Origin of the sequence: Klebsiella sp. R445, from assembly GCF_051131755.1 — a bacterium.
GTDB classification, from domain to species: Bacteria; Pseudomonadota; Gammaproteobacteria; order Enterobacterales; family Enterobacteriaceae; genus Klebsiella; species Klebsiella lignicola.
In genome coordinates, this window is sequence record NZ_CP180446.1 from 435,492 (window position 1) to 448,007 (window position 12,516).

Genomic DNA, 12,516 nt, shown 5'->3' on the forward strand with positions numbered 1-12,516 from the left:
ACAGGTAATAATTGACTGTTTTAAGGAATTAATGGAAATTGTGTCTGGAGAATGTAAGCTTAATGATGTTCCTGGCTAAAACAGAACGTGATAACGTGAATCGAATAAGGTAAAACTTAACTGTCTCGCGAAAGGGTATTGCTGCAGTCCATGAGGGAAAGCGTTTCTGGGTCTGTTAACGCGTTAACAATCGTACTCGATGTAGAATTGTAGTGAGATGAGAAAATGATAAAAAACAAAAAGTTAAGTGCAGTTATTGTTGACGATCACCCGCTGGCCCGTATGGCCATTAAAAATTTGCTGGAGAGCGAAGGCATTACCATCGTGGGCGAGGCGGGCGACGGCGCCCAGGCGTTGCAGATGGTTGAGCAAGAGTTTCCCAATTTGGTGATCGTTGACGTTGATATCCCGGTGATGAGCGGGATTGAAGTGGTTGAGAAACTGAGAAAAAAGGGCTTTGGGCATATTATTATTGTGGTCTCTGCTAAAAATGACCTGTTTTATGGCAAACGCAGTGCCGATGCCGGGGCGAATGCCTTTATCAGTAAAAAAGAGGGGATGACCAATATCATCGCGGCGATCCATGCCTCGTTGAACGGCTACAGCTATTTTCCGTTATCGCTGCATAGTTTTATGGGTAGTCTGTCTTCAGAGCAGGAGATGCTGCAATCGCTCTCAAGCCAGGAGATTAAAGTCATGCGCTATATTCTGAATGGCGCTGAAAATATGAAAATTGCCTCGGAGATGTGTATCAGTAATAAAACCGTGAGCACTTATAAAAGCCGTTTGATGGAAAAGCTGAATTGTAAATCGTTAATCGATCTTTTTTCTTTTGCCCAGAGAAACAAAATTGGCTAGATGCGCGTTATCCAGAATTTTCGGGTTGTTGTTTATGTTGATGACGGCGATCTTTCCGGTGCATGCGGCGGACAGCGAACCGGCAACCCTGACCCTTGCCAGCGATTACGAGGTGTTTACGCCTGCACTGCCATTAAGCCACTATGATCTGCTGTGGCTCGCCGCAAAGCGCACCCTGACCATTGGCGTTTACGGTGCCGAGACGCCGCCGCTGAACATGAGTGTAACTACCGGGCGCTATCGCGGGATGAACGCGGACTACCTGCTGCTGCTGAAAAATGCGCTGCAGGTCAGCCTGGTGATCAAACATTATGCCGATAAGCCGCTGGCGCTCGATGCGCTCAGGGAGGGTAAAATCGACATGGTACTGACCACGCCAACCGGCGAGGAGACGGTACAGCCGCCGTTTACCGTGTCGTTGCCGCTGGTTCGCTCATTCCCGACGCTGGTCACCACCCAGTCCGATGTGATGAATCCACTGTTTAATAATAAAGATGTGGTGCGGGTGGCGATTAAACGCGGGTATCCGTCGGCGCAGTTTATTAAAATCGTCTTCCCCAAAGCCGAGGTGACTGAGTACGCTGACAACTATCAGGCACTGGCATCCGTAGACAACAAAGAGAATGACTACTTCTTTGGCAGCAATCTGACCACCAGCTTTATTATTGCCCGCGACTTCTATCAGTCGCTCGATATGGTGAAATTCTGGCGTGAACCGCAGATCGGCAACCATTTTGTGGTGCTGGAGAGCCAGAAACAGCTGCTGGATATCATCGATACCTTTATTAGTTCACTGAGCGAGCAGACCCATAAGCAGGTCGCGCAATCCTGGGTGGATGCCGGCAATATTTCATTCCTGAACAAAGCGATGAAGTTTACGACCCGGGAAGAGCGCTGGATAGCCAAACATCCGGTGCTCAAGGTGTTGATCAACCCGTACTACGCGCCGCTGAGTATGCTGGACGATAACAATGAAATACGCGGTGTGCTGGGGGATATCCTCAATCTGATCCAGCTCCAGACGGGCTTTACCTTTCAGCCGATTATCGCCAATTCTAACGCTGAGATGGTCAGCACCATGCGTAACGGCGGCTGGGATCTGGTGGCGACGGCCACCTATAGCGCCGAGCGGGAAGAGGATATGCTATTTACCCACCCGTTTATTGCGACCCCGTTTGTTTTTGTCACCCGCGCCATGCATTCGCCCGAAGAGATATTAGTTCCTGGCTCGAAAGTGGCAATTCCGGCCTACCATAGCCTGAGCGATAAGCTGAAAAAGAAATACCCGGAGATCACCTGGGTTATCGCGGAAAATACCAGTACCGCGCTCAGCAAACTGATGCTGGGCGAGGTGGATGCGGTGGTGTCGACCCAGCTCGCCTCGCGCTTTATTATCGACCACTATTATCCTGGCAAAATGACCTATATCCGCATCCCGGATGAACCCTCGGCGCAAATTGCCTTTGCCATCCCGCGCGGCTCGTTAGAGTTGCAAAGTATATTAAACCAGGCGCTGGATGATATACCGCCGAAAGAGATCCTTAATCTCGCGGGGAAATGGGTCAAAGCGCCGGATGTGAAAATCGGCACCTGGAACCTGTATAACCGACCGTTTTACCTGGTTGTCGGGCTGGCGGCGCTATTGGTGATCAGCAGTCTGCTGTGGGGAGTTTATCTCCTGCGGGCCATCAGTAAAGGCAAGGCGTCGCAGAAGGCGCTGAGCTACCAGCTGATCTTTCGCCAGACCTTATCCAATGCCATGCCGGTTCCGGTGTACGTGATCACCCCCGATGGCGAACTGGACAGCTACAACAACGCCTTCGGCGACTTTTTCACCCCGGAACGCCGCGATGCCATGCATTATTCGCTGTTTGACCGTCGCAGCCCGCTGGCGGACATATTCCCCGAGCTGCAGCAGCAAATTCAGCAAGGGCTGGCGCCCGATGCGGTCATCACCCATCAGCTGATGCTGAATAATGGCGAAGAAGACCGTCTGATTCTCCACTGGCTGACCTCATGCCAGATGCCGGAAAATATGCCGGCGACGCTGATTTGCGGCTGGCAGGATATCACCGAATCCCGGCAGTTAATGAAAGCGCTGCAGGTGGAGAAAGACAAAGCGATCGATGCCAACCAGGCGAAAAGCCGTTTTCTTGCCAGTATGAGCCACGAGATCCGCACGCCCGTCAGCTCCATCATGGGCTTCCTTGAACTGTTGACCACCCATAAACAAAGCCCTGAAGAGGCCAAAGAGGCCATTCAGCTGGCATACAGCACCGCCCAGACGCTGATCGCGCTGATTGGTGACGTGCTGGATATGGAAAAAATCGAGTCGGGTAATTTCACCCTGGTGCAGGAGTGGGTCGATCTCGAATCCCTGATTAAGGCCACGGTGGCGAATTTTGAAGGGGTGGCCCGGCAAAAAAATCTCAGGCTCACCGTCCACTGCCAGCTTGAGGAAGGGAAAGCGCTGTGGCTCGATCCGCAGGCGATGAAACAGGTGCTCTCCAACCTGCTGAGCAACGCGGTGAAGTTCACCACCGAAGGGGGCGTCGAGGTGCTGGCGCAAACCCAGACCCTGGGAGATGAGCGGGTTTATCTGTCGCTCAGCGTCAGAGACACCGGCGCCGGGATCAGCGTGCAGGAACAGCAGCAGCTGTTTAAACCCTTCAGCCAGACCAGCGTGGGCAAACGGAGCCTCGGATCCGGGCTGGGGCTGGTGATCTGCCGGGAAATGGTTGAGCACATGTCCGGGCAGATTAGCATGACCAGCCAGCCGGGCCTGGGCACCACCATGATGGTGACGCTGATGACCCGGGTGTCGAATAAGAGCCCGACGGGGTTATTAATTGCCGAGCAGGAAGCGCCTCTGCCTGTGACCCTGAAGATCATGATCGCCGAAGATAACCCCACCAACCGTTTCTTACTGCGTCGTCAACTGGATACTTTTGGCTACCACGTTGAAGAGGCGGAAGACGGGCTACAGGCGCTTAATCTGATCAAAAAAATGGAGTACGACCTGCTGATCACCGATCTCAATATGCCGCAGATGGACGGGATTACCCTGACCCAGCGGGTCAGGGAGTTCAACTCGCAGATTATGATTTGGGGATTAACCGCCAATGCCCAGACCGACGAGAAAGAGCGCTGCCTGGAAGCGGGTATGGATCTGTGTTTGTTTAAGCCGGTCAGCCTGCAGCAGTTAAAAGTCGCCTTAAGCGGCATGAACCTCAATATGCCGGCCCAGCGCTTCCCGCTGGAGGCATTCGTCGATATGCGGACTTTAGAGGCGCACAGCCTGGGCGACAACGCCTTGATGTGTCAGATGCTGGAGCAATCCCGGGTGGAGAACGACCGGGATATTGCCGCGGCGTTGCAGGCGCTGGAACAGCAGGACTGGAACCTCGTGCAGCACCATTTGCATCGCATCAACGGCACGATGCAGATCCTCGGGGCGAAGAAACTGCACCTGATGGCCGAAGAGCAGGAAAATGCGCTGGCGGCAGGGGAAACCGGTGAGGTGATTAAGGAGGGGATCGGCCAGCTTGAGCAGCAGGTCGGGATGTTCAGCGCGGCCATTGACGCCTACATTCGTAGCAGCAAGTCGTAACCGCAAGTCGTAACCCACTCCTGATCGTTATTCACCGCCAGCGCGTGCGGTGAATAACGGTGTTGCTCTCCGGATTCAATGACATTGCGCGGTTATCGTCTGCGTGCTGTCTGACGGCTTCGCTAGCTGATAACTTGCCTGGCAACGTCCTCCCGTCCAGTTGATCTCGACGGTGCCTTTTTCCGGGGCGCCGTTGAGCCAGACTCGTTTACGTTCATCAACGATCCCTTCCGGAACGTTATCGTGATGTTTAATGCTGGCGGTCGCGCCGAAAGGGATCTCCTTTCCGCTTAACTGCAGCATGATTTTGTAGCCCGTGACGGTCGGGTAATCCGCCAGTACCAGCGCCCCTTTGGTGGGGACCACCGTCCGGGTGTCGTTCAGCACATCGGTGTTTTTATTCAACGATGCGGTGTCCAGCGATACATTGTTCTGACGATAAGGGGTGACATAGGGCACCACCGCAAAACCTTTGTCGTCAGTGTAAATACCGCTGTTGTTGATCACTTTCACATCCGCGGCGTTGTCGGCTTTCACCAACGCCATGGTCTCGCCAAGCGGCTGGGTGGCGGAGACACCGTAGGGATGCACCACGATGCCGCCCATCGCCCCGGCGGAGATCTGGCGGTTATCGCGGGAGTAGTGATAGCCAAGCTGATACTGTCCGTGGCTGCCTTTGTAATCCACCGCCGCGCTGCCCATGACGTCCGCGCCTTTGCTGTTGTAACCCTGCTGTACGTTCCAGTTCAGGTTACGCTCCTGCAACGCCGACCCGGACAGGCCAACCTGCGAGGTACTGTCACCTTTTTTATTGCTGTTGACCGATGCGGTCATCCAGCTATCCGGCAAAAAGCGCGAGAAGGGGATCTGCATCGTCAGGGAAACGATATGGTCGTTCTCGGTATGCCACGGGCCACGGGAATAGCTGTAGTTCAGGCCATAGTTGATATCTTTGATACTGGTGTTGTAGCCCACGTTCAGGTTCTGCTCTTTATCGCCTCCCCAGTAATCCTGCTGCCAGGCCGAGAGGTTGAGATTTCCCCATCCGCCAAGCCGCTGGTTAAGCGCTACCTGTGCCTTGCTACGTTTGTTGCGCTCGTAGCGCCAGTCGTTGCCTTCCATCTGGATATCGCTGCCCTGGCGGTAGATGTTCACATCGCCGTTTGCTTCCTGGAAATCGCGGAACCCGGACGAGGAGTAGCGGTAGCCCATCAAACTGAATGAGGTGCCCGTCGAGGCGAAATCTTTACCGTACTGCGCACGAAACGACACGCCGTTCTCGGTCTTGTCCGGCATCTGGCTATGCGCAAAAGTGGTATCGAAAGAGAGCGAACCAAAATCGCCAAACCCTTTGCCAATACCCAACGCGCCGGACTGGTACTCGCCCGATGTCAGGGTGCCGCCGTAGATCGTCGTATCCCACGGCAGGCCGTAGCTCATCGTCGCCTGTACAAACTCCGGCTCTTTATCCTTGCTGTTCGCCGCACGATATTTCCCCGCGGCCAGCGCATATTTAAACTGGCCTTCGCGCTGCATCACCGGCACCGCCGAAAAGGGCTGGATAAACTGGTGCACAGAGCCATCCGCTTCACGGACCGCCACTTCGAGGTCACCGCTGGCGGCGGTGGGGTAGAGATCGTCAATCACAAACGGTCCTGGTGGAACGTAGGATTGCCAGATAATGTTCCCGCCCTGACGGATCGTGACCTGGGCGTTGCTCTGGGCAATCCCGCGTACCACCGGCGCAAAGCCACGCACGCTTTCCGGCAGCATGGCATCATCGGAATAGAGCTGCGCACCGCGGAAATTCACGCTGTCGAACACCCCGGACTGGGTGTAACCGTCGCCAATTCGCAACTGGCTTTTCAGGGTTTTAATATCCCGCTCCAGCGAGGTGGAAATTGTGTTCCAGCGCTCTGCGCCATCGTTGTTGCTGTAGGTCGAGTAGTTGCGTAAGCGCCACGGGCCAACGTTAATGCCGCTGCGAAGGTTCAGGTAACTGTCGGTTCGTGAATCACCGCTGCCGTGACTGTTGGCGGCAGAAAAGGTGTAGTTCAGGAACATCATGTTTAGCCCGTCGTCCCAGCGGTCCGGCGATACCGAACCACGAGGATCGCGCTGCAGATACTCCTGCGGAATCGACAGATCCAGTTTCATCTCATCAAACAGGAAACTGACCCGACTGCCGGGCAGCAGATCGCCGATATTATCGATCGTCGATTCATCCGTCATGGTCATCCAGCCCGGTTGAGCGCTGGGTTTGACGCCCCATTTAACGTACTCAGCATGGGTCAACACCGGCGCCAGGTCGCTGTCATTGCCGATAAACGAGATATCGCGGGACTCAATGTAATTGCCGTTTAAATAGACATTAACATGATAGTTTCCGGGTACCTGGCCATTCGTTTTGCTAAAGCGCGAGATATCAATATCACGCGGGATATCTCTACGGGTTTCAATAAAGTCTGGCGAGAAATAATCCTCAGCCAGGGCCGCAGGCATATGGGTGCACAAATAAACAAAGACAGATAACTGCGTTAATTTAGCAAAACCTGACACAGCGTTGGCATGGCGCATAGAAGTCAAACCTACATTTTAAATTTATAATCAGCCGTTATGCCTCCAAAGTCATTAATCGCACTCCACGATATTTCATCACCTTTGGCGACGGACTGAGGCAAGGTTACCGTTTGGAAAGGTAAAACCATTGGCGGTTTAGCTAACGGCTTTCCATTCACCTTTACTTTGTAAAGCGACACGCTAAAGGGCGATGGATTATGAACAGTTAACTTATTTCCCTGCTGCGCGAAAGTTAACTGTTGATATGCCAGCGAAGGATCGCCTTTTAATCCTGCCGGACGGTAAAATAATTTCATTTTACTTTTTACCGCGATTAATAATTCATTCTTCGCATCCGGCGATGAAGACGGTATGGCTTTTATATTCAGCCAGTAAACACTTTCCCGGTCCTGAGGGACTGAATTGTTGGTCAGGGTCACGCGCACCGAATTTTGGGTGTGCGGGTTGAGCTTAAATAACGGCGGGGTGGTGGAGAACTCGCTGTCACCTTCGTCGCTGTTTTCATTTTTACTGACCCACGACTGGATCAGGTACGGTTTATTATCCGGGTTGTTCACGCTAATAGATGCCTGGCTGGCATTGCCGTTATACACCAGGCGGGTGCCGCCAATTTCAACGCCGCTGAAGGCGAATGAGGAAGCTAACAGCGAGCCAAGCGCGGCGGTTTTAAATACGGTTGCAAACATAAATTATCCTGAAAGAAGAATTCAGGGCCACGAATGGCCCTTTATTGATTACTGATAGATAACGGTAAAGGCCGTTGAGGAGTTCGCAGTACCGGCACCGACGGTACCGGTTGCCATGTATTTTGCGAAGTAGGTCAGGGTGTTATCGATATCTTCCTGCAGCGCGACGCTGGCGGAGGAAGAGCCAACCGGGATCAGCGTGGTGCTGTCTTGCTCATACAGGGCAACGCCAACGTTGGTGGCAGTCTGACCATTGCTCAGCGCCAGGATAGAGGTGTTGGCGCTGTCGGTGACGCCATCAAAACGGATGCTGGCGCTGGAAATGCTTTCCGGGCAAGAGGTCAGAACGATGTTAAAACGCTTAGCCGCAGCAGTGGTACCGGTGCCGCCAGCGAACGCGCTGGTAGATACGGTGCCCAGGTCAACCGGCTGCGCAATTGTCGAAGGATCGACAACACAAGCTGTGCCGGTAATATTACCGGTGAAGTTAATTACGCCATCGGCAGCATTGGCGGCCTGCAGTGCGCTGAAAGACAGAATAGTGGTAATCGCGGAGATCAAAGCAATCTTTTTCATATATAAATCCAATAATAAGTTAATGTTAAATGTGATTTTGATGAGTTAACGACATTCATTAATGTTTTCATCATCTCCGCAAACCAACCAGACCTGACAGCCTGTTGATTGCGGCAAAGTCTATGCAGGAATTTTTGTTTATTCCTGCTTGCACTATGTTTTGACAAACAGATTCACACTCGGCCTGTTTCTTCTTTATATAAAGAAAAAGAGACTGGCGTGAATGTTCCGTCCGGCGCATTCATTCAAACAAACCAGATTTACGACGAGGCATTTTTGCTCCCTTCATCGTAATGACTTGATGTAGACCTGATATATACTGAGAATTATTGACATACAGGTAGGGTAGAATTTCGCTAACCGACATCGCTTATCAACAACATAAAAATGCATATATTCTTTAGTACATTAAATCCAGTTCGTTGGAACAGGACTAATTCTACCTGGTTCACAGGATAGCAACATCAGTGATACCTTATTCTTCTGTGGGGATGGGACTACACGTATAGGACGAGGCTTAAAAATGGCGACTCGCAGGGGGGGAGGGTTGTTGCACAGGGAATAACTAATTTTATAGCGACAAGACCCGTTGCCAGGTAGTAGAAACCTGCCAACAAAGATCCCGCTATTATCAACGCGGGGTTGCATATATGAATCGCCCCTCTAGCCAAACTGTCCCCAGTAGGCACCACTTTTCGGCAGGATATGTTCCTGAAGCACCTTGAGTACGTTCTCGATATCGAGATCCTGGATAGCCTGAATCAGCGCAACATGTTGCTGGTGAGAGCGGTGCATATGCTCGTCATTGCTGCCCAGAAAGTTACGAATTGTCGCCATCTGTGCGGAAATCAGCACGTAGGATTGCTGTAAATAGGCATTGCCGCAGTAGGTGAATAAGGCCTCATGAAACAGATTGTCGAGGCGGATGTATTCATGTGTGGAATTAGTCTCAAGACAGACCGTCATGTGATCGAGATAGGAGGATAATGCTTGTACCAACTGGCGTTGATTGCGTTGTAGTGACAGTTTTACAGCTTTTGCTTCGACGAAATAGCGGTATTCCAGCAGTTCGTTAAACTCAATATCGCTCAGATTGAATACAAAAGTACCACTTTTAGGCCGAATATGTACCAACCCTTCGCCTTGTAGTCGTCTTAACGCATCACGCACCGGTGCTTTCGTTGACGCTAAGCGGGTTGCCAGCGCGGATTCTGATATTTTTCCGCCCATCGGCAAAGTGCCGTTAATGATCATATCTTTGATACGACGATAAATAACGTCTTTGAGTAGGTTACTTGTCATAGCGATCGAAAATTCCACAATACTGAGTTGGTGAGCGGCCATCTATGGCCAGCAATAGAAGTGACTGTATAACAGATTTACAGAGATGGGAAAATGATATGTGGCAACAAGTTGCAGTTGCTTATTGGAAATAAAGTGCCGCGCAACCAGGCGCGGCGGAGGTTATTGTGGCTGTGTCTGTCGGAGCAACATGTCAACCTGCTGCTGACAGGGAATGGGTGCTACGGCGCCATACCCCGTTGTAGTGAGTGCCGCGGCGGCATTGGCATAACGCAGAGCATCTTCCGGCGAATCGCCTTTGATCGTGCGGTAAAGGAAAGCACCCGAAAAGCAATCTCCGGCACCGGTCGCATCCACCGTTGCCACTTTATGGCCGGAATAGACAATGCGGCGATTCTGGTTGGCAAACATCGCGCCTTCTGCCCCCATTTTTAACACCACGTTCTTTGCTCCGAGTTGAAGGTAAATGTCCGTAATCTCATCCGCATGGTGTTTTCCGGTTAACAGGCGGGCTTCATCGAGGCTCGGCATGCAGTAATCTACATAACGGATTGTTTCATGAATGATGGCGCGGGCGCGGGCCAATGGCCACAGCTTAAGCCGTAGATTGGTGTCAAATGAAATCAGGGTCTGGTGTTGTTTACATAACTCAATCGCGTGAAAAAGCGCGTCGCTGACATTGTTGCCTATTGCATGTGTGATGGCCGAACTGTGAAACAGGCGGGCGGCGGCAATCGCTGAATCATCGATATCATCGATGGTGATAGTAGAGGCAGCGGATCCTTTGCGATAGAAGGTGAAGTGGTGGCCTTGCTGATTGTGTGAAATAAAATAGATGCCGGTGGCGGCTGTTTTGTGCACAGATACCCATTGGTGGTCGACGTTTTCTTCGTCCCACAATCTTCTAAAGTTCTGGCCAAATACATCATCGCCGAGTCGGGTTAACATGGCAACCTGAGCACCTTGTCTTGCCGCGCTAATGGCGAAATTCGACGTATCACCGCCATATCCACTGAGATAATGCTGCTCAGCCTCTTCGGCAGGAAGCTGATTAAATTCATAAAGAGGCTCACCGAAAGAAAGAATATCGAACTGCTTCATTGCATTCTCCATGTGATTTTTCAAAACGCCATCAACCAGGCTGGCTGATGGCGTGAGATGGGTCAGATGCGGCCGTATTTAGCAAGGCCTTCACGCAAAGAGCCGGACTGAATAATCAGTTTCGCCTGTTCCAGTTCACGGCTGTCAATTGATTGCGCCAGTGCTAATACTTCTTCTGCAATTTCCTGCGGTACGCATACAACACCGTCAATATCCCCGACAATTAAGTCCCCTGGATTTACGGTCACATCACCAATGGTGACAGGTTGGTTGGCGAAAATCGTTTTAAAACGACCCAGTGTTGTGCCTGGCGTCACCGTTTTAGCGTATACCGGAAAATCGTAATCGCGGCGGATCTCCGCCAGATCACGGACACCACCGTTTAATACCGCAGCTTCATGCTTATTGGCGACAGCCCCTGCCGTCATCAATCCGCCCCAGACAGCCACAGTCTCCAGCGATGGATTGCCGGTAATCACGATGACTGACCCGCTGGCGGATTCATCAATAGCGTCCAGCGCATGCTGTGGCGGTACTTTTTCATCGGTGACGTCTTCATAAATGGTGACCGCAGGCCCAACGATTTTCTTGTCATTAATACGGTTTTTAATTTCAAAAGGCAGGAACATGGTTTTGCCAAGTATCTGATCGCAGGCATCAGCAACAGAAGCCGTTGAATAAATAGCGCGAAAACCGTCGATAATTTGTTTGCTGTACATAGCTATTCCTCTCTTTATTAGCAATTACGGATTAATCCAGTTAAGTGGCTGCTGATCTTTAAATACCCGCCGCACTTCATATGCGGCTTTGCTTTGCAATTCGGTTACTGATTCTTCGGTAAACCAGGCGGTGTGGTCCGTGCATAAGGTGTTGTCCATTTGCAGCAATGGGCTTTTTGCACTGAGGGGTTCGGATTCAAATACATCGAGCCCGGCGACGAAAATACGTTGTTGTAATAAGGCGTTAATCAGCGCCTGTTCATCAATTAGCCCGCCGCGTGAGGTATTTATCAGAATGACGCTGGGTTTCATTTGCGCCAGTTCGGCCTCACCAATAAGGTGATGAGTTTCTGCCGTTAAGGGGGCGTGAAGGGAGATGAAGTCAGCTTCCCGGCATAACGTATCGAGGTCGACACGTGTCACACCAGTTTGTGCCGCTTGTTCATCAGTGAGAAGAGGGTCTACAACCAGAATGCGTTTAAAGCCGATCCCTGATGCTTTTTGTACAAAACAGCGGGAAATCCGACCAAAACCGACGACGCCCAGTACTTTCCCTGCCAGGCGAAACATGGGTTCCCGCTGGCCTATGCCCCATTGGCCCTCACGAACATCGCGGTTGCGGGTTGCAATGCGACGCGTGGCAGCAAAAAGCAGGGCCAGGGCGTGTTCGGCGACATCTTCTGAGCCATAGTCAGGCACATTAGCGACATAGATGCCTTTATCTCTGGCAGCCAGGCTATCGATATTATCCACGCCAACACCGTAGCGCACGATAATGCGGCACTGTTGCATCGCTTCAATCATGGTGCGATCGACGACGGCCTCGCGGACCATAACGGCATCAGCATTGCGGATCTGTTGTAATTTATCTTCAAGGGTGGCATTTATCGGTACGACAACAAACTCCGGGTCCCAATCGTGTAAAATACCTTCTTCAGCGGAATAATTTAAATATCCCGGTTCAATAATGACGATTTTTTTCATAATATTTACCGTTAATGCTTATTAAGCAATGATTTTTCTATGTTGATACAACACTATGCAATAATGTGTTTAATACAGAGTTAATTTAATGTGGTGTTAT

At 51.4% G+C, this 12,516-nt stretch carries 9 protein-coding genes; 2 read left to right on the top strand and 7 right to left on the bottom strand.

Annotation, left to right across the window (positions count from 1 at the left end):
* Positions 1-225: 225 nt before the first annotated feature.
* Positions 226-858: an acid-sensing system DNA-binding response regulator EvgA gene (gene evgA, locus ACMYSN_RS02080; protein ID WP_174509254.1), complete on the top strand. Its 633-nt coding sequence runs from the start codon at positions 226-228 to the stop codon at positions 856-858.
* A 34-nt stretch (positions 859-892) separates the two neighbouring features.
* Positions 893-4,468 carry a hybrid sensor histidine kinase/response regulator gene (locus tag ACMYSN_RS02085; RefSeq protein ID WP_462496815.1) on the top strand — a complete coding sequence of 1,192 codons (3,576 nt, stop codon included), beginning with the start codon at positions 893-895 and terminating at the stop codon, positions 4,466-4,468.
* Between the two features lie 75 nt (positions 4,469-4,543).
* On the opposite strand, the gene ACMYSN_RS02090 is transcribed toward ACMYSN_RS02085, so the two are convergent.
* From ACMYSN_RS02090 to ACMYSN_RS02120, 7 genes are all read right to left on the bottom strand, one after another.
* Positions 4,544-6,970, bottom strand: a complete 2,427-nt coding sequence (locus ACMYSN_RS02090) for a fimbria/pilus outer membrane usher protein (RefSeq protein ID WP_462496816.1) — start codon at positions 6,968-6,970, stop codon at positions 4,544-4,546.
* Between the two features lie 86 nt (positions 6,971-7,056).
* Positions 7,057-7,734, bottom strand: coding sequence for a fimbrial biogenesis chaperone (locus ACMYSN_RS02095; protein ID WP_462496817.1), 678 nt, complete (start codon positions 7,732-7,734; stop codon positions 7,057-7,059).
* Positions 7,735-7,782: 48 nt separating this feature from the next.
* A complete protein-coding gene (locus ACMYSN_RS02100; RefSeq protein WP_462496818.1) occupies positions 7,783-8,310 on the bottom strand; it encodes a fimbrial protein in 528 nt (175 codons plus the stop codon).
* A 663-nt stretch (positions 8,311-8,973) separates the two neighbouring features.
* On the bottom strand, positions 8,974-9,612 hold the full coding sequence (locus ACMYSN_RS02105; RefSeq protein ID WP_462496819.1) for a GntR family transcriptional regulator: 639 nt from the start codon (positions 9,610-9,612) through the stop codon (positions 8,974-8,976).
* A 162-nt stretch (positions 9,613-9,774) separates the two neighbouring features.
* Complete coding sequence (locus tag ACMYSN_RS02110; protein ID WP_462496820.1) at positions 9,775-10,713, bottom strand: sugar kinase; 939 nt, start codon at positions 10,711-10,713, stop codon at positions 9,775-9,777.
* Between the two features lie 62 nt (positions 10,714-10,775).
* On the bottom strand, positions 10,776-11,432 hold the full coding sequence (locus ACMYSN_RS02115; protein WP_462496821.1) for an RraA family protein: 657 nt from the start codon (positions 11,430-11,432) through the stop codon (positions 10,776-10,778).
* Between the two features lie 24 nt (positions 11,433-11,456).
* A complete protein-coding gene (locus ACMYSN_RS02120) occupies positions 11,457-12,416 on the bottom strand; it encodes a C-terminal binding protein (RefSeq protein ID WP_462496822.1) in 960 nt (319 codons plus the stop codon).
* Positions 12,417-12,516 lie beyond the last annotated feature (100 nt).